The sequence below is a fragment of the Funiculus sociatus GB2-C1 genome, from assembly GCF_039962115.1.
Lineage (GTDB): Bacteria > Cyanobacteriota > Cyanobacteriia > Cyanobacteriales > FACHB-T130 > Funiculus > Funiculus sociatus.
In genome coordinates, this window is the sequence record NZ_JAMPKJ010000011.1 from 32,553 (window position 1) to 55,630 (window position 23,078).

Genomic DNA, 23,078 nt, shown 5'->3' on the forward strand with positions numbered 1-23,078 from the left:
GCATCTTCTCCCCCTGCATCACAATTGATCTGGGTCAACCCCCATCTGACGCAGCCTTTCTGCTAATCTTTCAGCGCGAAGACGTTCTTGTTCAGCCCGTTCTTCTGACCACAGCAACAACTCCCCTTGGGCATTCCACCACCGCAGCCAATAGCCGTTTCTACCTTCATGGCTTCCTTGCCAAACTCCCAGAAATAAATCTAATCCGGGAATCCAATAACGTCCCGCCTCATCGGGTGTTTGCAGTTGGTAACGCTGCGACTCTAGCCCATAAACTTCGACGCGCCCCGTATCTGGTCGAAAGATAACATAGCGAGGCACTTGAACTACTCTTTCATAAAAAAACCACTTACCCACACCTTCGGTAAATTCCACCGAATATTCTTCGCCATAAGTAGCAGAAAGAAACTCCATCACCACTTGGGGTATTGTTCCCTCAGTATGTGGCGTGTAGCTGCGACGCGGATAAGGACGAGTCCAAGGTTGCACCGGACGCACATACATCCAGTCTGGTGCTTTGCAGATGATTCGCCCCTCAATGGCGGCACACAAGGCAAAGTTAGACACGATGAGGGCATCTTGTATTAAGTTCGGAAAAGCGGTCAAAGGCTGGCGCAAAGCAGCAGCTAATGGTGGTTGATCTGTATTCTCCACAGGATCGTCTGGTAGGGTAAAATCTTCTGGCAGCAGAGGCCAGGTAATTGATAGTTGCGGTAGGGGGGTTTGAGTGATGGGAGACACTTTTCTTTTGGTGAAGATAAAGTAGACTTTTGCTTCTATTGTGGTCTAATTACAAGATTTATCAACGACTGGCACGCCCACAAGCGATCGCGTTTATTTACGTGGTAATTTGGTGGCCAGGAGTGCGATCGCTCTCACCTCCAAAACACACCATGCCAAGTTTTCTCCCCTCTAAACAAATTGCCTTTATCACAATTGCTGTCTCTGTAACTGTTTCTTGGTGCCATACAGCACCAGCCGCATTTATCGAACCCCTCAGAAGCAAGCAGGGTATGGTTGTCTCCGCCCATCCATTAGGTAGTGAAGCGGGAGTTTCCATGCTACGCAAAGGCGGTAACGCGGTTGATGCAGCAGTGGCTACAGCTTTCGCTATCTCTGTGGTAGAACCTTTTTCCGCAGGTATCGGTGGCGGTGGGTTTTTGTTGCTGCGCTTGGAGAAAACTGGCGAAATCAAAGCCCTCGACTTTCGGGAACGCGCACCCTTGAAAGCTACCCGCGATATGTACCTGGATGCGGCGGGAAAAGTGCGTCCCAATGTCAGTGTAGATGGACATCTGTCGGTGGCGGTGCCGGGAACCGTAGCAGGACTGTATGAAATTCATCGCCAGTACGGTAAGTTATCTTGGCAGGAAGTTGTGGCACCGTCAGTTAAGTTGGCGCAAGATGGTTTTATTGTTAGCCGCCGCTTTGTCGCCGCTGCTGAACGGAGAAAGGAACCGTTATTAAAAAATCCGGCGGCGCGTCAAGTTTTTACGCGCAATGGGGCAATGTATCAGCCGGGAGAAAGACTGATACAAACAGATTTAGCCAAAACATTACAAGCGATCGCGCAAAATCCCCAAAGCTTCTACACTGGCAACATTGCCAGGGCTATAGCCAACGACATGGCAAAAAACGGTGGTTTAATTACACTCGAAGACCTCAGAACCTACAAAACCACTTGGCGTACCCCAGTCTGCGGCAATTTCCGCCAATCTCGTATTTGTTCAATGCCGCCACCTTCCTCCGGAGGCGTTCACCTACTAGAAATATTAAATATTATTGGGGGAACCCCATCTCCCAACCCCCGGTTAATTGAGGGGTCTGGCGACGTGAAGGCTAGGTTAGTTGACGGGGAGGCTAACGACCTGAAATCTAAAGGATGGCATCATCCCGACACGCTACATCTAATGATCGAAGCGATGCGAATTGCCTATGCAGATCGTGCCGAACATCTAGGCGATCCTGATTTTGTGAAAGTCCCAGTCTCATCACTAATTAATCCTGCCTATGCCGCTGAAAGACGACAGGAAATTAGTATGAATAGGGCTAGATTATCCAGCGAGGTGAAACCAGCAGATAAGGAAACTCTACAACGCCTTGCTCGCGAATCAAACGATACCACCCATCTAACGGTGGTAGATGAGAATCGCAACACAGTCAGCCTTACCTTTACAGTTAACTACGGCTTTGGTTCCGGGGTAGTTGTACCCGGTACCGGGATTCTCTTAAACGACGAGATGGACGACTTTGCTGCTGCGCCTGGAGTGCCTAACGCCTATGGTTTGGTGGGCGGTGAGGCGAATGCGATCGCACCTCGCAAAATTCCCCTCTCCAGCATGACACCCACCATTGTCACCGAAAATGGTAAACTCCGCATGGCTGTTGGTGCGCCCGGAGGCAGCACCATTATTACCACCGTCCTGCAAGTCGTTCTCAACGTCTTAGAATACGGCATGGATGCCGGACAAGCTGTGTCCGCCCCTCGCATCCATCATCAATGGCTTCCCGACCAGGTGAATGTAGAACCTTTTGGTTTAGATGTCGCTACCATAGCAGAACTGCGTCGTCGCGGTCACAAAATCGAAGAGCGATCGCCTTGGGGTAATGCTAACGCGATCGTAGTAACACCGGACGGATTTTTAGAAGGTGCAGCAGATCCTCGCGGTGAAGGTGCGCCTAGCGGTTATTAGATAAATTAAAAATGTAGAATTTAAAATAAATCTTTTTAAAATTTTAAATTCTTTGCGATCGCTTGTCCTATTAATTATCAAATTCCCACACGATTGCATTAGCTTCCCGTAATTTGTCCCAGCCATTTATTTAATCAATAGTGCTGAACCCTTAATAAACCTTTGTTTTAAATAAATGGTTAAAATAAGCAACTTTGGATTAACAACTATCTATCCAAACCAGTCAAAAGTTACTGATCTTTCTCAAGTTTATAAGTTTAATTTGGTCTACAAAAGCTCTTAAATTAAACTTTTACAGTATTTATTTTTTTTTACTTGTTGCCATAAATTAAAATAAATTAGTGCATCAATCTGGTTGTCCAAATTGGGAATTTTACAATCAGTTATTTTGTAGATTTGAATCCTAATTCCCTATACGAGTAAGCATCGACCCGTTAGAACCGAGTGAAACTAATTCTTCACTCCCACAACTAAATGCCTTTCACCTCTAGATATAATTGTTCACAATCTAAGGTTGTTAGCAGTCGCTTGTGGTAAAACATGATTTCGGTCGGTAGGGAAGTGGAGTTTCACCTAGTCGGGTAAGCCTCCCTACACTTCACCGGGCGTACAATCTCTCGCCTCCAAGGCACGTAAATCAGTAATAATACTGCCTAATCCACATTAATTCAGTATAAATCCCCAGAAAGTGTGATGCTTTTGATAAAATTTAAGTTGTAAGATTACTGGAAAAAGATGTCGCACAGTAAGATGAGAATTACGCAAAGCGAGAAGGTGTAAGTATACCAAAGCTTTAGAGGAGCTAATAAATTGATGATGCACAAAGCTGAATCTACCAAATAGTGCGGAATTATCCAGCTACCTAGAGTATCCCAGAGGACTCATAACGATATCAATATTAAGTAGGTGTATCTGTTGCCAAGTGCAATCCGAGTAGCGCTTCTCAGCGAAAAGACAGCCTAGTAGCGTCTACAGCAAGCCTTTGGCATCGCAGCCCCCACAAACCGTCCGAGGAAGCTAGAAAAGATTAATTATCAAAAGTTTCCCGACAATCCCTTACATTTAAAGAAATTGAAATCGATGGGTTCGCGTACCACACAAAACTAATAGTTCACTAATCGCGGCACTCTAGTTGGCAACGCGGCTAGTCAAAATGAGCAGATTTAAGCGCAAAAAGTTAGAATTACACCTTAATCGGCGCACTGTCCAGCTTCTCAAAGCTCGTAAGGCGTTGCCGACGGAAGCGACATTGCCAATGACTTATGAAGAATTAGAAAGACTGGTGAGGGAGCGGACAGCCGAACTAGCGCTAGCTAATGAAGAACTGAATCAAGAAATCAATAAGCGCCAGCAAGCAGAAGCAGCGCTGCGGGAAAGAGAACAGCTTTATCTTCGCCTACTAGACACTACCAGCGAAAGCATTTGGCTAGTCGATGCCGAAGGGCGGACGACTTACGTTAACCAGCAAACAGCCGATATACTTGGCTACACTACAGCCGAGATGATTGGTCGTTCTGCCTTTGATTTTCTTTTTGAAGAAGATTTGCCAGAAGCTCAGTGGTATTACCCGCGGATGCTACAGGGAATCAAAGAGCAGTACGAATGGCGTTGGCGTTGCCGAAATGGTCAAGAAGCGTGGGTACTCGCTAGCACTAATCCAATTTTCGATGAGAACGGTCAATTTCAGGGCGTTCTCGGTATGTTTACAGATATTACTAGCCGCAAGCAGGCACAAGAGGCTCTAAAAGAGAGCGACAGGCTATTCCAAGGTCTATTCCAAGCAACATTTGAGCAGGTGGCTGTTGGCATCGCGCACGTAGGAATAAACGGACAGTGGCTACTGGTTAACCAAAAACTCTGCGACATTGTGGGTTATACGCAAGAGGAATTGCTAACGCGAACTTTTCAGGATATTACCCACCCCGATGACCTAAATACAGATATTGAATATGTCCGCCGAGTGTTGGCATCAGAGCTTCAGACATATTCAATGGAGAAACGCTACATTCGCAAAGATGGTTCCCACATCTGGATTAATTTAACCGTTTCTTTGGTACGAGAACCTGACGGTAAGCCTAAATATTTCTTTTCTGTTGTTGAAGACATTAATGAACGCAAGCAAGCTGAGAGTGCATTACAAAAATCCCTTAAGGAATTGTCAGACATCAAGTTGGCGATAGATCGAGCCGCGATTGTCGTCGTGACAGACGAGAAAGGAATTATTAACTATGTAAACGATAAGTTTTGTCAAATCTCTCAATATTCCAGAGAAGAACTGATAGGACAAAACCATCGCCTGATTAATTCCGGTTTTCATACAAAAGAATTCTTTCAAAACCTGTGGCAGACAATTTCTAACGGAAGAACTTGGCAAGGAGAGATTAAAAACCAAGCCAAAGATGGCACTTATTACTGGGTAAATACCACGATTGTTCCTTTTCTAAATAGCCAAGGAAGACCGTTTCAATATTTAGCAATTCGATTCGACATCACTGAACGCAAGCAGACAGAACAAGCATTGCAGCAGAGTGAACAAAAGCTGAAAATAGCTCTAAAAGCTGCCGAAATGGGTACTTGGGACTGGAATATTCTAACTAATGAAGTTACCTGGTCGGATAAGAACGAGCAGCTATTTGGTCTGGCTCCGGGTACTTTCCGGGGAACCTATGAAGCCTTCCAAGAATGCGTTCATCCTGAAGACCGCGAAGCTACACATCAAGCTGTAAGTCGTGCCGTTGAGGAAAAGAAGGACTACGAGAAGGAATATCGTATTATCAGACCGGATGGTAGTATCCGCTGGATGATCGGAAAAAGCCAGTTGTTTTGTGATGAAACTGGTTTGGTGGCAGTGCGGATGATTGGCACAACCAGGGATATCACCGAACAGAAGCTCTCTGAAGCAGCGCTAAGGCAACAAACTGAGCGGGAGCGGTTGATAGGAGCGATCGCGCAACGCATCCGCCAATCTTTAAATCTGGACGAAATTCTCAATATTACAGTTACTGAAGTACGGAATTTTCTCGCCTGTGACCGAGTGGTAATTTACCGATTTTCCCCAGATGGAAATGGTCTGGTAGTTGTAGAATCCGTCTCTCCTGGTTGGATATCTATGCAGGGAGTAGTAATCCAAAGTACCCTGGTAGAAACCTATTTTGAACGCTATAAACAAGGAAACATTATCGCAATAGAAGATATTTATACAGCAGGTTTAGATCAAGATTACATCGATATAATGGCTCAGTTCCAAATCAGGGCTAACTTAAAAGTACCAATTTTGCAAGGGGAACAGGAGAGCAGACAAGCAGACAAGCAGACAAGCAGAAAAACAGACTTGGGAGAAAAAGCTTTGTCCCCAATCCCCAATCCCCAATCCCCGATCCAAAATCGATTCTGGGGACTGTTGATTGCCCATAATTGTTCGGAACCCCGACAATGGCAGCAGTGGGAAATTGATTTGCTCTCTTCATTGGCAACACAGGTAGCGATCGCTATTGAACAATCTGCACTATTCAAACAGGTGCAGGAACTTAACGTTAACCTGGAACGCCAAGTCCAAAAACGTACCACCCAACTACAACAATCTCTCGGCTTTGAAGCAGTGCTGAAACGCATCACTGACAAAGTTCGCGATAGTCTTGACGAAAGCCAGATTTGCCTTGCTGCTGTAAGAGAATTAGCTCTCTCATTCTACGTCGGCAGCTGCCATGCCTCTTTATACAACTTGGAGCAAGAGACCGCTACTATCTGCTATGAATACACCATTTCAATGCCTTCCTCTAAAGGTCGCGTGTTGTCGATGGCTTCCTTCCCGGAAATTTACCAACCCCTCCGCCAAGGTAAGTGTTTCCAATTTTGTTCGCTCAATGCGAACTCTAATGATGGTCAAGCGGCTATGCTGGCGTGTCCGATTTTTGATAATCAAGGAGTGTTGGGGGATTTGTGGTTACTCCATCGCCCAGATTACACTTTCAACAATTTAGAGATTCGGCTGGTGCAGCAGGTGGCAAATCAATGCGCGATCGCTATTCGTCAAGCCCGACTTTATCAAACTTCACAAGCGCAAGTTCAGGAACTCGAAAAACTAAATCAACTCAAAGATGACTTTTTGAGTACAGTTTCTCACGAGTTGCGGACTCCGATTTCTAATATGAAAATGGCGATCCAAATGCTCAAAATTGCTCCTACGGCCGAACGAAGTCAGCGCTATTTGCAGATATTGCAAGCTGAGTGTAATCGAGAAACTGAGCTTATCAACGATCTCCTAGATTTGCAGCGCCTAGCCGCTGCGTCTTATCCCAGCTTTCTTGCCACTGCAATAAATATACCCGAATGGCTGCCTAGCATCCTTGAACCATTTCGTTCGCGCGTTCAGGAACGTCAGCAAATCTTACAGCTTCACATCCCGCCAGAATTGCCTCCCCTCGTCTCCGATTTAACGAGTGTGGAGAGGATCGTGAGCGAGTTGGTTAATAATGCCTGCAAGTACACCCCACCGGAAGAACAAATTACTGTGACTGTGTATGCAAAGGAGAAAACGCTGCAATTGAGCGTCAGCAATTCTGGTGTTGAGATTCCCCAGAAGGAGCTAAGCCGCATTTTTGAAAAGTTCTACCGCATTCCCAGTAGCGATCGCTGGAAGCAGGGCGGAACTGGTTTAGGATTGGCACTGGTGCAGAAACTCACAGAGCATTTGGGAGGTACTTTGCGAGTGGAAAGTGCTAATAATCAAACAACTTTTATCGTCGAGTTACCTTTAATATTTCGTGAACAGTAGGGATTGGGGATTGGGGATTGGGGATTGGGGATTGGGGAAAAAGTCTTACCTAGTCCCTAGTCCCTAGTCCCCAGCCCCTAGTCCCCAGCCCCTAGTCCCCAGCCTCCCTATTCACAATCTGGCGGATTTGGGCTGTTTTTTCGGCATACTCCGCATCATCCAAGACTGGTTTTGCGCCTTCAATTGTTAGCGGTTGGGCAAGATCGATCCATGACTTGCAGCCGCCGTATTCCGGACTATAGGTAATTATCTCTGGTTGGGGAAGTTTGTAAGTGCGTAGCAGCAGCACATAAAGGGGAGTTCGCGGCTTCCATTTCAGGCGATCGCTTACAAATTGCTCGTTCCAGATATGGTAAGGTAGCAGCGCCTTAACAGCCGCTTCGTCACTTACCTGGAAAATATCGGTAATTTTAGCCCAAGCGCCAATTCTGATAGTCTCAGGATGCCAGCCTGACGGCACTGTTTTCACCAGGTGGGAATATTCAGCTTTTAGCAAATTCGGCTGTTGATGTTCAAATGTTGGGTAAAGCAAAACTTCTTTTTGGGCAACTTGAAAGCGGTTTCCCTCCTCGCGGATGCCGCCTTTGCGTAGCAGCATAATCGTTTTGCCTTGTTCTAAAGCATCAACAGCAGTTGCCCATTCTTTGAAGGCGTGAGTAGTATTTGTAGTGGTTGTAGTGGATTGCATAAGTTATCGGGTAGAGTCCTGATTCAAGACTAGCGCCAACATTTAGGATGAAGGCATAACCCTATTAGTCAGGACTAACAAATGCAAACGCGATCGCTTGGCACTTCCGAAATCCAAATCACGCCTATCATCATGGGTACATGGCAAGCTGGCAAAAAGATGTGGGTGGGAATTGAAGATGCCGACACTATAAAAGCAATACGGGCGGCGTTTGATGCTGGTATTACAACAGTTGATACCGCTGAAGTCTACGGAGAAGGACACTCTGAACAGATTGTCGCCCAAGCCCTCTCAGATGTGCGCGACAAAGCAGTGTATGCCACAAAGGTGTTTGCCAACCATCTCAAGTATGACCAAGTGATAGAGGCGTGCGATCGCTCTCTCAAAAACCTAAACACCGATTACATCGATTTATACCAAATTCACTGGCCTGCTGGCACATTTAAAAGTGAAATTGTCCCCATTGAGGAGACAATGAACGCTTTAAACCATCTGAAAGAACAAGGTAAAATTCGCGCAATCGGCGTTTCTAATTTCAACCGCGCTCAATTAGAAGAAGCCGCCCAATATGGACGCATTGATAGTTTGCAACCGCCTTATTCTCTATTTTGGCGTTGGGTAGAAAAAGATTTAACTCCTTACTGCGTCGAAAACAATATTTCCATCGTTGCCTATTCTCCTCTTGCTCAAGGATTATTAACTGGTAAATTTGAACCAGGACATAAATTCGACCCCCAAGATAACCGCGCTAAAAATAAACTCTTTCAAGGAGAGAATTACGATCGCGCTCAGTCAGCTTTAGACAAACTGCGTCCGATTGCTGAACGCCATGAGTGTAGCCTAGCTCAGTTAGCGTTAGCTTGGTTAATTGCCCAACCACAGGCGAATGCGATCGCAGGCGCAAGAAACGAGCAACAAGCCGTAGACAACGCCAAAGCCGGTGATATTAATTTATCTGCTGATGAGGCGCAACAAATTGACGCAATTGGGCGAATTGTCACCGACCATTTGGATGATAATCCTGTCATGTGGAATTGGTAAGTAGGACACCAAATAAACGTAAAATACTCTGTGTATATAGCGTTTCTTAGTTAGGTAGAATATATTGCGGTTCTAAGAGGGTGTCTGAGAAGTGTCACAAGTTTCGATCCCCCCAGCCCCCCTTAAAAAGGGGGGAGAATCAAGTCTTAGTCCCCCTTTTTAAGGGGGATGCAAGGGGGATCTCCACCCTTTTAGCGTCTCGATTATGACTATTTCAGGCATCCTCTAACATTGGTAGTGGCTTTTTGATTGCCATGCCCCTACAGATGTATCGCGCCCAACCCTTGAGTTGCTATAGAAACACGGTTGTTATATACAGAGTATTTTACGTCTACCTAGTTAATTAAATTGCAATCTATGGCAAAAGCCGCAGATATTGGCAGCAAACGTTTAATCAGTTTGGCAAAGACTGGCTGGGTGCAATGGGTGACACAAAACCCCGATATCGTAGCTGGAGAATTTCTTGATTCACAATTCCAGTGGCTCAGCCGTGAAAGTGATGTCTTAGTAAAAGCCAACAGCCCGGAACACGGCGATTTTTTAGTGCTTAACGAGATACAATTAAACTATCAAGTTCGGATGCCGAAGCGGATGCGGGCTTATGCAGCACTAGCAGAAGAAAAGTACAACTTGCCAGTTTATCCGGTGCTGATTAACATTAGGCAACCCTCAGAAACAATTGTAGTGGCACGCTACGACTCTGAATTTATGGGGTTGCGATCGCGTCAAGATTATCGAGTAATTAATCTCTGGGAAGTAGACGCTGAAATTGCTTTTCAACCATCACTACCATCTTTACTACCTTTTGTGCCAATGTTGAGGGGCGGAGGTGAGGAGTATGTAGTCAGACGCGCCGTACAGCGTCTAAGAGAAGATGAACAGTTAAACGAGCTAGAACCCCTGTTAGCGTTCTTTGCTGGTTTCGTCTTAGAAACTCGTTTAGTACAACAGATTATGAGGTGGGATATGGCTGTGTTAAGGGAATCTCCTTGGTATCAAGAGATTTTAAGAGAAGGACAACAACTAGGGATGCAGCAGGGAATGCAGCAAGGGCTGCTGTCAGGTATTGAACTGGCTTTAGAGTTAAAATTCGGCACTGAGGGCTTACAGCTAATGCCGGAAATCTCTAATATTCAGGATGTGGAACGATTGAAAGCGATCGCGCAAGCAATCAAAACGGTAAATTCTTTGGATGAACTGCGATCGCGTATAACGGCAAGCTAATTGTTCAATGTACATTGCTTCTTCAGGTACAAGTAAATGCGATGAATGAAACAATGTACATTAACCTTTTTTTCCTATTATCTATTCTCTAGTCGCTAAAAGCATCCTTGATGCTATCAATGGTGCGTTCCACAACATTCTTTGCGTCGTCTACTGCTTTCTCAGTCCGAGCCGCATCTTCATCTGCTCTTTTCTCAATTCGATTCCTATCTCTTTTTGCTTTGCCCTCAACGGCGCTATCATCCGTTGATTGCTCAACTCGGCTGGCATTTTTATTTGCAGCTTCCTTAACCTTATCTTTCGTATCTTCGATGAAATTCTTGGATGGTTCAGCCACGTCGTCACGGTATTTCTCTTTAACTTGATCGCCCACGTCTGCTGCGGCGATCAAGTTTACAGCAGGAGAAGCCATTGCTGCGGTGTTCGAGAAAAACGCACCCTGCCAAACGAAGGCGATCGCTGACACGCAAAACAGAGTTGTAGCCAGCCAGCGTCCTACAGTCGAAAGCCGTTTTGTAAAATAATTCAGTTTCATAGAATACCATGAGGTTTAGCATCCTATATTTACTTCATTTAGCGCATCAGCCAAACCGCTCTGTAGATAGATGTTCTCCCGTTAAAAGTTGTTAGACAAATTCACTCTTTCGATAGATTGAGTGAACGAACGTCATGTAAGCTGCACAGTTTAAGTTTGATGTGGAAATATCTTATATCGACGATGTGGAGCAATTAAGAGCGATCGCGCAAGCAATCAAAACAGATCGCACTACCAGCCTGCTTAGGAACGTGGATTAAATAATTTACAAAATTTGCGATCTGTAGTGGCATGGCAATGCCATGCCCTGGAGCAGGAAATTTGGGGTTAATAAATTCATGTTCCTTATCCATCTGGTAATAATTCGTAACTGCTAACTCGAATGGTGTATCCCTATTGAGGCGATGGCGTTTCTGGTTAGTTATGAAAAATTACCGCTCTGCTTTTTGGGTCAATAGTTTATCCCTACTGGTAGTTGTTGCTTTAATTGTCTATACCAAAGTGTTTGGTGCCTCAGCAGGAATATTATTTGAGCCGCCAGTGACCCCACAAAATCCAAGTGCGGGTTTGTTAACTCATACATTTCAATTATTATGCACTGTGCCGCCCATTATTTGTACTTTTACTTTTGCATTGCTCCGAGCCATTCAATCACCCAAAAAAATAAATTTATTTATTCTATATTCGGCGCTGATAACTGGAGGTTTTCTGATTAATGAAATTTTTCGGATTCACATTATTCTGTTAAGGGCGGGTATTCCCAAGCTGGTGACTATAGTGGTCTATGCCGCAGTTGCCTTAGGATACGGATTAGCCTTCCGACGGAAACTAAAATCAACGCCCTACATTCTGCTACTCAGTGGCATCGGTCTATTATTCAGCGCGATCGCGGTGGACTCGCTGAGGTTGAGCGGTGATGGATTTCCCAGCTTGCTAGAGGGGGTTCCGAAGTTGTTCAGCGAAATCAATATTGCCCTTTATTTTTGCTATGTCTGCTATGGGGAGATATTGCGATCGCTCAATTCTTCCCCTGTTGAATGATTATGTGGTAATCGTTGGCAGCGATCGCGGTTATTTCTCTTCAACCCAGCCGCGATCGCTACTCTTCCCCTCCTCTCTCTGCGTCTTCTGGGCCTGGGCGGTTCGTCACCTCAACATAAATATGCTCTAGCCGTACAGCTTGACGCGAAATTGAATCCAGAGGAATACCATCAAAACGCGCAATAATCTCCTTCAATTCTAAAGGCTCCGGCAACCAGAAAGCCAAATCATCACCATAACGCCGGACAGCGAAATTATATTCTTTAGCACGCGCGATCGCTCTCTCTTCCTCCGACGTTTGCACCACCACAACCTCCACCGCTGGAATTAATTGCCGAAGTTGTGATAAACTCCCCTCAGCCAAAATAGAACCATTTTTTAGAATACCAACTCTTTGACAAAGACGCTCAGCCTCATCTAACAAATGCGTCGTCAACAAAACCGTAATTCCCTTATCTTTGAGACTCCGAATTAACTCCCAAACTTCATAACGCGACTCAACATCTAAACCCGTCGTCGGTTCATCCAAAATTACCAACTTTGGCAGATGAACCAACGCCACAGCAATATTCAACCGCCGCTGCATCCCACCGCTAAGAGTTTCCACCGGACTTTTAGCGCGACTTGCTAAATTGACAGCCTCCAAACAAGCTTTTACCTGTTGACGACGCTGCTCACTATTTAAACCGTAAATTCGCGCAAAGAAATTAAGATTTTCCTCACAGCTTAGAGTTTTATAAAGCAAATTTTCTTGCGGCGCTACACCAACTAACCTCTTTGTTGCTTCCGAGACAGGCTGGTTATTAATCCTAATCTCACCACTATCAGCCTTACTCAAATTACAAACTATATTAATAGTCGTCGTTTTCCCTGCGCCATTTGGCCCCAGTAACCCGTAAATTTCTCCAGGTGAGATATGTAGCGATAAATCTTGTAAAACCGGGCGCTTTCCGTAAGACTTACTTAGCTTATTGATGTGGAGCATCGAGACAATTGCTAAGGGATTAAAAAAGTTAGAGGGTAGGCATCATGCCTACCCTGTCAATCCTCTTATATTAAACTATAAATTCCACAACTTGTCAAGGTTTTTTTAACGTAAAATACCGCAAAAATAAGGGGATTAGGCAGGATATTATCTTTTACTTTGCGTACCTTTGCACCCTTTGCGTTGAAAATTCAAAGTCTTCTTTCAACGCTCAACATTCGACGATAAGACAGCCATCCACCTGCAACCATGAAAACAGCAAACACGCATAAAAACCAAAAATGCGGGGCAATTTTATCCAGGCTATAGCCGTTAGCAGATACACCGACTAACGCTACATTCATATGATAAATTGGGTTATATTTAGCTATGTCTAGGAGCGTCTGGGGAAATAGCGAAGTAGGCAAAAACGCACCTCCCAAAATTAATAAAGGCACTCCAAACGCAGCTACCAAAGCATTGACATCCTCAGTGCGACGGGCGAACTGCGTACCGAGAATAAATCCTACACCTACATAGGAAATAATACTTAGTAAGATAATCAGACTTCCCAACAGCAAAGAACCTTGAAACCTGGCATTCCAAAAGGCAGCGATAGTATAAACTAAAAGCGCTTGACCGATGCCGATGCAGCTATGGGCGAGGAAAATTCCTAAAAAATAGGACGTACCGCTCAAAGGCGAGATGAAAAGGCGTTTGAGCGTTTGCTGTTCTCTTTCTGACACCACGGTTGCCACACTACCGCCTAAACAACTGAAAAACAGCGCCGCACCTACTAAAGTAGAAGGAGCGGCGAACTCAAAAGCTTGAGCTATTGACAGCTTGGCACGTTCTGCCAGAATAAAGCCACTGAGGAATAAGACCGAAAATGGGAAAATACACCAAAAAATCAGGCTGCGCCGCCGCCGCAACAGTTCAATCAAGATGCGTTGGCAAACTGCCAGCGTTTCGCGCCCGTATTTCATAGTGTGAGGATAAAAGCTGAGTAGCATAATGAGTCAATTATCCACTTCCCCACAATTGCCGTCCATCTCCCGCCGCACGCTGATCAAAATGTTCGGTGTCGGTGCTGCTGCTGGATTACTGGGATATTCTCGCTTCTCCAAACCCCAGCCAACTGTTTTTCGGCAAGATAACATTTTGTTGCCACCAATGCTGAACCAGCCAAAGAGCGTTGTGGTAGTGGGGGCTGGCTTGGCTGGGTTAGCCTGTGCCTATGAACTGAGCCAGCGTGGTTTTACTGTAACGCTTTTAGAGCGATCGCCTCAACTTGGAGGCAAAATCGCCAGCTGGCCAATCCAGGTGGGGAACGAAACTTTTATGATGGAGCATGGCTTCCACGGGTTTTTTCCTCAGTATTACAACCTCAAGAGCATAGTAGAAGAACTCGACATCGCTGAGAATTTCATCGATTTAAAGTTCTACTCGGTTGTTTATCGGGATGGCAATTACAAGCCAGAAGTCTTCCGCCCCAGCAATTCAGCTTTTCCCTGGAATATTGTAGATTTAGCTGTAGCATCCCCCAACCGACTGCGCTGGGGGATTAATTTAACCAAAGTTGGACATTGGGAAGTTTTCCGGGCAATTACGGGATTTCAAACTCAAAAAAGTTTCCAACGTTTAGATCATTTATCTGTTGCCCAATGGGTGCAAAAAGATTTCCCAGATGGGTTGTATGACTTATATTTTCTCCCCTTTGCGAAATCAAGCTTAAATGCACCAGATAAAATGAGTGTGGGAGAATTAATGCAGTTTTTCCACTTCTACTTTTTTGGCAATCCAGAAGGTTTAGCTTTCAACGGCACCAAACAGGATATGGGAACTTCGCTAGTACAACCAATTGCTAAGGCAATTGAACGCAACGGTAGCAAGATTATTAAAGGTGCAACAGTTAGCGAAATTCAGGCACAAGAAGGCAAAATAAATTCCCTCAGCTATCAACAGGGAGATGCTGGAAATGAGGTGCCATTTTGGGTAAAGCGAAATTCTACTATTGCCAACGAGCAACTAGAATATTTTGGTGCAGGAGATACTGTTTTTGCGGCGACACCACAGGGGAATGAAGCAATTTCCCTTAGTTGTACTCACCAAGGCTGTACAGTAGGACTGGCAGATGATGGTAAATTTCACTGCCCTTGTCACGGCGCAGTTTTTGACAGTGAAGGTAGAGTAATAAAAGGGCCTGCAACTAGAGATTTATCACGCTTTAAAGTAGTGCAACGTCAGGAAGATCAGCTGCAACTCGTAGGAGCAAATAATAACTCGCCCCTACAGGAATCAGTGGAGACAGTAAAGGCGGATTACTACGTATTTGCTACCGATGTACCGGGCGTGCAACAATTGTTTAATAGAATGAATGGGGATGTCGAGGAAAGAGTGCGATCGCAAGTTGAAAAATTAGCGGTAGCAGATCCCTTTGCCGTTTGTCGCTTCTGGTTTGACCGCGATTTTGAATGGGAACACAGCAACTTTGCTTCTCTCTCCGGCTATCAACTAACTGACAGCATTTGCCTTTACCACCGGATTCAGGATCAATTTATTGAGTGGACAAAAGAAACTGGCGGTAGTGTTGTTGAATTACACGCTTACGCCTACAAAGAAAAAGATTTTCCTACTCAACAAGTGTTACTTACGACTTTTGAACAGGAACTCTATGAAATTGTCCCAGAACTCAAAGCGGCCAATATGTTACACCGGGAACTGGTGAACCAAAAGAACTTCTCAGGGTACCCACCCAATAGTTACGCAGATAGACCAGAGACTAGCACAGCTATTCCTAACTTATTATTTGCTGGTGACTGGGTGAAAATGCCGTTCCCGTCTGGCTTAATGGAACGGGCAATTAGTAGCGGTTTGTTGGCAGCAAATGAAATTTTACACCGCGAAGGATTGCAAAGGCGACCATTGCTGACGGTGAATCCAGAAGGCGTGTTGCAGATATGAACCTTACCCAGAACCGCGCTGAATTTAGGACAATTAAAGTCGGCTTGATCCGATAGCTATTAGCCTGCGAATTAAATTCGCAGGCGATATTTGTTGATTGGTGAAACTATGCAATCTTCTTCTATAACTACCCAACATCAGAACATTCGCCAGATAGGAATCAACCTTAATTACTGGTATGTAGTTGCACGCAGCACCGAAGTAAAAAACCAGCCGCTGAGTGTCGTTCTCTGGAATCAACCAACCGTAATTTATAGAGATAGCACAGGCAAAATTCACGCCTTAGAAGACCGCTGCCCTCATCGTCAAGTTAAACTTAGTCATGGTAAAGTTATTGGCGACGAATTGGAATGTGCTTATCACGGCTGGCGTTTTAATGAGGCGGGTGAATGTGCAGCAGTTCCCTATTTAGCAGCTAATCAAAAATTACCAAGTTGCCAAATTCGCCGCTATCCTGTGCAAGAATTGGACGGTTTTATCTGGCTTTTTCCTGGGGATCGCACCGATGTAGAAACGCAAAGTTTCACGTCTATAAAACCTCTTTGCGTTCCTGAATGGGATCATCTCAACTATATTGCTACTGTTTCAGTTATTAAGTGTAATGCCCATTACTCGTATTTAATTGAAAACCTGATGGATATGTACCACGGACATTTACATCAGGATTGGCAAGCTTGGACTGATGCAGTGCTTGAAGATATTAACGAAGAAGTTAATCGTGTAGATGCTCATTATCAAGCTCAGAGTTATTACAAAATAGACAAGATTTGGTCTATTTCTCAGTTGTTTTTCCCAGCATTGCGTCGCTTACACCCAGAACCGTTGGATGTAAGTTATATCTATCCGCACTGGGTTTCAACATTAGGCAAGGATTTCAAAATTTACTGTCTACTTTGCCCGGTGAATGAAACGACAACTCGTGCTTATCTCATTCATTTTACATCATTAAATGCCTTTTGGCGGTTGCATAAATTGCCAGTAGCATTTCGCCGTTTTGTGAAAAATAGTTTGTTTGGTTCTGCTCAAAAATTACTCGATGGATTAGTCCTTGAAGATGTACAAATGATTGAGGAAGAACAACAGGCGTATTTAAATAATCCAGAACGACGGGGTTATGAATTAAATCGAGCATTGGTAAGCGTACAACGACTAATGAAAAATCAAGCAGAACAAGAGTAAGCGATCGCTTACTCTTGTTCTGTGTACCTTGATTGTTAAAAGCCCTTCAAGGTAAAATGCTCGATCGCGCCTGCATAAAGAGCCGCGCTCAGCTACGATAAAATCATGGAAGTCACACCAAGAGAAATTCGACTTTACATTACCTCAGACGGCAGAATTCCTTTCAAGGAGTGGTTTGATTCCCTACGAGATAGGAAAGCCAGAGTTAGGATTAAGTTGAGGCTTGATAGAGTTGAGCAAGGCAATCTGGGAGACTGTCGGTCAGTTGGAGCAGGAATCTTTGAACTCAGGATTGACTATGGGCCAGGCTACCGAGTCTACTTTGGACAAATCGGGTCAACAATTGTGCTTCTCTTCTATGGCGGAGATAAAAGCACTCAAGAGCAAGATATAAGCAAGGCTAGGGACTATTGGAGAGAATATGAAGAACGTGAAAACGCCGACCAGTGATAGCTATCACGATTATCTAATTTCATCACTAAAAGACCCCGAAGAATCTGCTGCCTATATTGAAGCGATATTGGAAGAAAAAGACCCTGAACCTGAATTGTTCAGGCGGGTACTTAGTAATGTAGCCGAGGCTCTTGGTGAACTAAATATGTCACCAGAAGAAGCAAAGCTGCACCAAGAGAAATTAGAAGAATTGATCGCAAAACCAGGAATTTACGCAATTTATAGCTTGGGAGATTGGCTTCAGGCTTTGGGATTAAAGCTAAGTGTTACTGTTAAAGCAGATTAATCCTTGATAGTACGCAAAGCGATCGCTTAGTCTTGTTCTGTGTACCTAGGTCAAATGAAGTTCGTCCAAAATGCGCGATCGTCCTGTTTCCCCGAAGTGGGAAAATGAAACAGAGTAATGCTTAGTGACACAGGGAAAGGAAGAAGGAAGATGCTGAAACGAATTGCCGCAATACTGTTTGTAGTATTAATGAGTTTACAAAGTTGCACTGCTGTCACCGCCACCAGTGGGCTAAGAAGCTATGTCGATAGCACCGACGGCTATCAGTTCCTATATCCTCATGGCTGGGTTGAAGTCAACGTGGGCAATGCAGCAGATATCGTCATGCACGATATCATTGAGCCAAGCGAAAATGTATCAGTCGTAATTAGCCCAGTTCCTGAAGGTAAAACCCTGGCTGACTTAGGGACACCTAGTGAAGTAGGTTACAAATTATCAAAAAGCGCGATCGCACCCCCCGGATCGGGACGCGAAGCGGAATTGGTGAACGCCGAAAAAGCCGAGTCTGGCGCTAAAACTTATTACTTCTTAGAATACGCCGTCAAACTCCCAAATCAGGAACGCCATAATTTCGCCTCAGTCGCCATCAGTCGAGGCAAACTCTTCACCTTCAACGCCTCCACTACAGAGAAACGCTGGGCAAAAATGCAGCCGATGTTGAAACAAGTCGTCAGTTCATTCTCAGTTTATTAATAGCTAATGGCTAATGGCTTTTGAACAAGCGAGCAATTTGCCATCCTTCAACTGATAACTTGACTAATGACTATGAATATTCCTTCCTTTGTCTTAGCCTCCGCGTCCCCAGCCCGCCGCCGCTTGTTGCAAACTGCTGGAATTGATCCGGTAGTTGCAGTCAGCGATTTTGATGAATCGCAAGTCCAGTTGAACGATCCAGCCGAACTGGTGCAAACCCTAGCACTGCGTAAAGCCGAAACAGTGGCTAGTCAATTTCCAGATGGTTTGGTGTTGGGGTGCGATTCCGTTTTAGCCGTCAACGGCGAAATTCATGGGAAACCAGTGGATGAGAAAGAAGCGATCGCACGTTGGCAAAAAATGCGCTCCTCTGTAGGCAACCTCTATACTGGTCATGCTTTAATTGACCAACGGCAGGGTAAAACTCTAGTAGAATGCGGCATCACGCGAGTCTACTTTGCCAATATAAGCGATCGCGAAATAAACGCCTACGTCGCCACTGGCGAACCTCTCAAATGCGCTGGCTGCTTTGCTCTCGAAGGCAGAGGCGGACTATTTGTAGAAAAACTTGAAGGCTGCCACACCAACGTCATCGGTCTTAGTTTGCCCCTGCTGCGCCAAATGCTCGGTGAACTGGGATACGATGTCACAGACTTCTGGCAACAATGAAAGTTATCCTTAGTCATTAGTCCTTTGTCTTCGGCGCTAATGACAAATGGCTTAATGACCAATGACCAATGACTAAGACATTAAGAGAGGGGATATTGTGGGAGTAAGTAAAGAGTTCAAAGAACAACTCAAAGCTGGCAAAGTTGTTGAAGCACTCACCTTAGCACTAAGCGAAGCCATAGAATTAGAAATCACCACCTGGGTTTCATCCGCTAATTCAGACACTCCGGCAGGAGGAGAGCAACCCCTACCCGGCCATTCTATGCGAACCCGCATTAACATCGTAGATGGTGACATCGAAAATGAAGTAGGCAGCGAATTTCTTGGCAATGGTTCCTACACCGAATTGCGAGAATTTCACTTAGAGCAAGTTCAGGAAGGTCGTGAAATTATCCAAGAAAACCTGGCAAACTTACAACAGCTATTTACAGTCTTAACTAACACATTGTCTCAAATGCAAACATCGCGGTTGTCTTCAAATAGTCAACCCCTTTTTCCTCCTTCCACGCCAAACAACCCATCTGAGTAAAAAGGCACTCCTGCAAAGGTAAAAGGTAAAAAAAGTTATTTACTTTAATTTTACCTTTTGCCGGATTGATTAATAACTAAAAAATTAGCTAAAAATATCTTTATGGCGGCAAGCGACGACTTCAAGCAAAAACTCAAAGCTGGCAAAATTGTTGAGGCACTTTCTACCGCACTCAGCGAGGCAATTGAGTTAGAAATTACCACCTGGGTTGCCAAAGCGGACTCAGATCGAGAGCAGCCCGAACCAGGCTCTCGGATGCAGACTCGGATTAATATTGTCGATGGCGACATCACCAACGAAATTGGCAACCAATTTCTCGATACTGGCCCCTATAGCGAACTGCGGCAATTTCATTTAGAACAGGTTCAGCAAAGCCGCGAAATTATCCAAGACAACCTCAAAAGTTTGCAAAAATTATTTGGAATTTGGGCGCAAATGCGACCTTCAAATTCTCCAAAATTGTCTGGTGTAGAGAGTCCTAAACTACCTCCAGACGATGCTGATCCTTTAGTTATGGAGCCTGAAGTTTCTGTGGTAGAGGTTGCGATCGCTTCTGAGTCCGTTATTGAGGTTGACACTGTTAGCGAAGCCCCGTCTGACCCCTCCCCAACCCCTCCCCAAATCGGGGAGGGGCTTCTAGATTCCGCATCCCAGAACAAAAGTTCTTCTTTTCCTTCCCCCCTTGCAGGGGCTGAATCATTAGGTTTTCCGACTTCGCCTTTAGCAGCATCCGTTCCCGCACAAACCCCACCAGTTGCGCCCACCCCGTCCCCACAGACATCGGAAACAACTGTAGAGCCTGTGTTGAGTTCCGAGGAATGGGAACAAGAGGAATGGGAGGAAGTTGCGCCCACCCCGTCCCCACAGACATCGGAAACAATTGTAGAGCCTGTGTTGAGTGCTGAGGAATGGGAACAAGAGGAATGGGAGGAAGTTGCGCCCGCCCCGTCCCCACAGACATCGGAAATAATTGTAGAGCCTGTGTTGAGTGCCGAGGAATGGGAACAAGCCCTCTTAGAGGAACCGCCATCAGAGCCAGCGTGGACGGCTACTCAGGAGACTGTAGTGAACTGGGGAAGCGATGAAGAGTGGGAAGATGTCGAGGTAGAGGAACCAGAACAACGCTTCACCGGATGGTCGCAGACTGGTTTACAGGATGACGAATGGGAAGGGTTCGACAACTGGGAAGAAGAGGAACAAAGCCAACCGAATCAGCCACAAAGAAACTTTACTTCAAGCGATCGCCTTTCAAATCCGATGGCAGTTTTGTTCGGAGATATACCACCCGAAGAAAAGCCCCAATCTAACTCGGAAATGCCAGACGAGGAAACACCCGTCACCTTTGAAGACCCTTTCTTTTCAGATATACCCGTCGAGCCTGGGGATAACAATCCTACTGATGAAAAAAGCAAAAAACCAAAGTAATAGCACCGGAGGCTAACAATTGTGGTGAATAGACCTGACACAAATAGTAGAGATATTATCCCTAATTTGCGACCTAAGTTTCACAACTTTTTACAGTCTTTAAGCGATGTACTCATCGACATCACGGCTCTAGAAGTTAATACAATGGTTGTCGATCAAATTACCGGAACAAAGTTCATTCCTTGGCAAGCTTATCGAGATATTTATCCCATTTGCAAGCCATATTTGGAAAGAATGGGAATTCATCCGTCCCTGCACGCGCGTTACCTGAGTCTTCGTAAGCAAATCGAAATAGAGTATTGTTTATACCGCGTTGAAGATGTTGCAGAAGATGCTTCCCAGCTAAGGGAATTTGTCCGAGTTCTCAGCGATCCCACAGCCGAACTGGATTTGCAAAAGACGAAACTACCTAACCCACTCAACCCATCTGCTAATCCGGCTGTTGAAATTAAAAGGATTCAAACTCTGCTCGACGATGGTAGATTTTTACGCAGTTTGCGGAAGGTAGATGAACTAAAGGCGGCGCTTGACAATCGTAACGAAGCACTCAAGAATAGCGAAATTGCTGCATCAGAAAATCCGGAAGAGGCAGTGACAACCGACATTATTTATGCTCAGTCGGTTATTCAGTTAGATGGAGATATCATCAACCGCTACCATGAAAAACTTTTTCAACACGAGCATAAAGACATAATTTTAGATATTCATAGACAAGGAGTAACTGCTGGGGAAAAACAGTGGCACGGACTGTTAGAGTTTATGGTAAACATGGTAGAATCTTTGGTGAATCGACGCTCGATAAAAGACATATTTAACCGGAATTGATATTGCGTAACAGCCTAACAACTAAAGCCCGCAGACTGGAAGTCTCGATGCTCCGCAAACCAAGTCCGCCTGCGCGGACTCAATTTAGCCTGGGTTGGCAGGCTTTGTTTGTGCGGTTGCGATTTCCAATCACTAGGTATTTTTGCAAAACTGGGATGCACCCAAGCAGGCTTAAGAGAAGTGAGCCTCCCAAACTGATGTCAATTAAACCGAATATTGCTAAAAATGAGTGGGAAATAATTCTCCAATATCATCCAGAAAATGCCTTGATTTAACTGCATACATTCAAGTCGAGGAAGTCAAAGACGAAAAGGGACAAGTAGTGTTTCGCTTCGTGCGATTTAACTTAGATCAGAACGTCATAGATAGAATTCTGCAAGCTAGAACAAAGGGAAAAGATTTGTGTATTTCCCCAAAGAGACTTGGGGAATTGCGCTCTTATGCTTTATTAGATGCGGAAAATCGATTACAATCTGGGCTAACTTTCTGCACTTACTACTATCATGTAACTACAGAGAAAGTGGCTGATAACATTGTTATGCGGAGTGTGATTTCTCTGGATGGAGACATCATTCACCAAATTCGCCATGATTGTCTCGTTGACTCAACTTGGTGTTTAGCGATCTCAACCGCACACCACTGGCTTGTCGCTCAACTTTTAAACAATCTGCATCTCAAAACAGCTTTGCTGTTAAAGTGGATATCTTGGGGGCTATCTTTATTAATTGTCCTTCCTACAGTTATTGTTTATATACAGCAGCTTAATCCATTGAAACTGTTAGTATCGCTGCTAACATCGTGGCTATTGCAAATTGGATTTAAGCGTCTATTATATTTATTTTTCCCATTGCTAAATCGCTGGCTTTTGCGTCAGTTATTATTGCGATTGCTCTCTTCTAATCCGATGGAACAGAAAATTGCCAAGGGCATTTTAGAGTGGTTTGGAGTATAAATGCCAGGGGTCAAGGCATTCTGCTTTACTTGTTGATGTGGACGATAGTACCTCAAAAAAAATATCTAGAGATAGATAAAGTCAAAGACGCATCTTCTGTAGAAGAAGGGACGGGTGAGGTATAACTGGAAATCCCATCTAAG

At 44.8% G+C, this 23,078-nt stretch carries 22 protein-coding genes; 16 read left to right on the plus strand and 6 right to left on the minus strand.

From position 1 onward, the window contains the following. Positions 1 to 18 precede the first annotated feature (18 nt). Positions 19 to 741 (minus strand): Uma2 family endonuclease, encoded by a 723-nt coding sequence (locus NDI42_RS07865; RefSeq protein ID WP_190456758.1) that lies wholly within the window; start codon positions 739 to 741, stop codon positions 19 to 21. 152 nt (positions 742 to 893) lie between these two features. Between NDI42_RS07865 and NDI42_RS07870 the strand changes: the two genes are divergently transcribed. Together NDI42_RS07870 and NDI42_RS07875 are read left to right on the plus strand one after the other, a co-directional pair. Then, the gene (locus NDI42_RS07870; RefSeq protein ID WP_190456879.1) at positions 894 to 2,693 is read left to right on the plus strand and encodes a gamma-glutamyltransferase; all 1,800 of its coding nucleotides are present in this window, start codon (positions 894 to 896) and stop codon (positions 2,691 to 2,693) included. 1,153 nt (positions 2,694 to 3,846) lie between these two features. Further along, a complete protein-coding gene (locus tag NDI42_RS07875; RefSeq protein ID WP_190456760.1) occupies positions 3,847 to 7,467 on the plus strand; it encodes a PAS domain S-box protein in 3,621 nt (1,206 codons plus the stop codon). Positions 7,468 to 7,558: 91 nt separating this feature from the next. Here NDI42_RS07875 and NDI42_RS07880 read toward each other — a convergent pair whose 3' ends face one another. Next, on the minus strand, positions 7,559 to 8,155 hold the full coding sequence (locus NDI42_RS07880; protein WP_190456762.1) for a DUF1802 family protein: 597 nt from the start codon (positions 8,153 to 8,155) through the stop codon (positions 7,559 to 7,561). Positions 8,156 to 8,236: 81 nt separating this feature from the next. Here NDI42_RS07880 and NDI42_RS07885 point away from each other — a divergent pair, with 81 nt between their 5' ends. Both NDI42_RS07885 and NDI42_RS07890 read left to right on the plus strand, forming a co-directional pair. Further along, on the plus strand, positions 8,237 to 9,196 hold the full coding sequence (locus NDI42_RS07885) for an aldo/keto reductase (protein ID WP_190456763.1): 960 nt from the start codon (positions 8,237 to 8,239) through the stop codon (positions 9,194 to 9,196). Between the two features lie 357 nt (positions 9,197 to 9,553). Further along, entirely contained in the window at positions 9,554 to 10,420 is an 867-nt protein-coding gene (locus NDI42_RS07890; RefSeq protein ID WP_190456765.1) for an Rpn family recombination-promoting nuclease/putative transposase, read from the plus strand. A gap of 88 nt (positions 10,421 to 10,508) precedes the next feature. Here the strand turns inward: NDI42_RS07890 and NDI42_RS07895 are convergent, their stop codons facing one another. Further along, on the minus strand, positions 10,509 to 10,955 hold the full coding sequence (locus NDI42_RS07895) for a hypothetical protein (protein WP_190456767.1): 447 nt from the start codon (positions 10,953 to 10,955) through the stop codon (positions 10,509 to 10,511). A gap of 194 nt (positions 10,956 to 11,149) precedes the next feature. Continuing rightward, the gene (locus NDI42_RS07900) at positions 11,150 to 11,308 is read right to left on the minus strand and encodes a hypothetical protein (RefSeq protein ID WP_190456769.1); all 159 of its coding nucleotides are present in this window, start codon (positions 11,306 to 11,308) and stop codon (positions 11,150 to 11,152) included. A gap of 70 nt (positions 11,309 to 11,378) precedes the next feature. Between NDI42_RS07900 and NDI42_RS07905 the strand changes: the two genes are divergently transcribed. Then, positions 11,379 to 11,996: a DUF8692 domain-containing protein gene (locus NDI42_RS07905; RefSeq protein WP_190456771.1), complete on the plus strand. Its 618-nt coding sequence runs from the start codon at positions 11,379 to 11,381 to the stop codon at positions 11,994 to 11,996. Positions 11,997 to 12,054: 58 nt separating this feature from the next. Here NDI42_RS07905 and NDI42_RS07910 read toward each other — a convergent pair whose 3' ends face one another. Continuing rightward, the gene (locus NDI42_RS07910) at positions 12,055 to 12,981 is read right to left on the minus strand and encodes an ABC transporter ATP-binding protein (protein ID WP_190456772.1); all 927 of its coding nucleotides are present in this window, start codon (positions 12,979 to 12,981) and stop codon (positions 12,055 to 12,057) included. 191 nt (positions 12,982 to 13,172) lie between these two features. Next, positions 13,173 to 13,946, minus strand: a complete 774-nt coding sequence (locus NDI42_RS07915; RefSeq protein ID WP_190456880.1) for an ABC transporter permease — start codon at positions 13,944 to 13,946, stop codon at positions 13,173 to 13,175. Positions 13,947 to 13,974: 28 nt separating this feature from the next. Here NDI42_RS07915 and NDI42_RS07920 point away from each other — a divergent pair, with 28 nt between their 5' ends. From NDI42_RS07920 to NDI42_RS07970, 11 genes are all read left to right on the plus strand, one after another. Beyond that, positions 13,975 to 15,924: an FAD-dependent oxidoreductase gene (locus NDI42_RS07920; protein WP_190456774.1), complete on the plus strand. Its 1,950-nt coding sequence runs from the start codon at positions 13,975 to 13,977 to the stop codon at positions 15,922 to 15,924. Between the two features lie 108 nt (positions 15,925 to 16,032). Then, complete coding sequence (locus NDI42_RS07925; RefSeq protein WP_190456776.1) at positions 16,033 to 17,103, plus strand: aromatic ring-hydroxylating dioxygenase subunit alpha; 1,071 nt, start codon at positions 16,033 to 16,035, stop codon at positions 17,101 to 17,103. A 105-nt stretch (positions 17,104 to 17,208) separates the two neighbouring features. Next, on the plus strand, positions 17,209 to 17,553 hold the full coding sequence (locus NDI42_RS07930) for a type II toxin-antitoxin system RelE/ParE family toxin (protein WP_190456778.1): 345 nt from the start codon (positions 17,209 to 17,211) through the stop codon (positions 17,551 to 17,553). Next, positions 17,525 to 17,842, plus strand: coding sequence for a helix-turn-helix domain-containing transcriptional regulator (locus tag NDI42_RS07935; protein ID WP_190456780.1), 318 nt, complete (start codon positions 17,525 to 17,527; stop codon positions 17,840 to 17,842). Before NDI42_RS07930 ends, NDI42_RS07935 begins: the two co-directional genes overlap by 29 nt. A gap of 150 nt (positions 17,843 to 17,992) precedes the next feature. Further along, a complete protein-coding gene (gene psbP / locus NDI42_RS07940) occupies positions 17,993 to 18,535 on the plus strand; it encodes a photosystem II reaction center PsbP (RefSeq protein ID WP_190456781.1) in 543 nt (180 codons plus the stop codon). 72 nt (positions 18,536 to 18,607) lie between these two features. Continuing rightward, positions 18,608 to 19,204: a Maf family protein gene (locus tag NDI42_RS07945; RefSeq protein WP_190456783.1), complete on the plus strand. Its 597-nt coding sequence runs from the start codon at positions 18,608 to 18,610 to the stop codon at positions 19,202 to 19,204. A gap of 97 nt (positions 19,205 to 19,301) precedes the next feature. Beyond that, positions 19,302 to 19,733, plus strand: a complete 432-nt coding sequence (locus tag NDI42_RS07950) for a hypothetical protein (RefSeq protein WP_190456785.1) — start codon at positions 19,302 to 19,304, stop codon at positions 19,731 to 19,733. A gap of 102 nt (positions 19,734 to 19,835) precedes the next feature. Continuing rightward, positions 19,836 to 21,158 carry a hypothetical protein gene (locus NDI42_RS07955; RefSeq protein ID WP_190456786.1) on the plus strand — a complete coding sequence of 441 codons (1,323 nt, stop codon included), beginning with the start codon at positions 19,836 to 19,838 and terminating at the stop codon, positions 21,156 to 21,158. Positions 21,159 to 21,179: 21 nt separating this feature from the next. Further along, positions 21,180 to 21,983 (plus strand): hypothetical protein, encoded by an 804-nt coding sequence (locus NDI42_RS07960; protein WP_190456788.1) that lies wholly within the window; start codon positions 21,180 to 21,182, stop codon positions 21,981 to 21,983. Positions 21,984 to 22,212: 229 nt separating this feature from the next. Beyond that, entirely contained in the window at positions 22,213 to 22,935 is a 723-nt protein-coding gene (locus tag NDI42_RS07965; protein ID WP_190456790.1) for a hypothetical protein, read from the plus strand. After that, on the plus strand, positions 22,920 to 23,060 hold the full coding sequence (locus NDI42_RS07970) for a hypothetical protein (protein WP_190456793.1): 141 nt from the start codon (positions 22,920 to 22,922) through the stop codon (positions 23,058 to 23,060). The genes NDI42_RS07965 and NDI42_RS07970 overlap by 16 nt, the downstream gene beginning before the upstream one ends. Positions 23,061 to 23,078 lie beyond the last annotated feature (18 nt).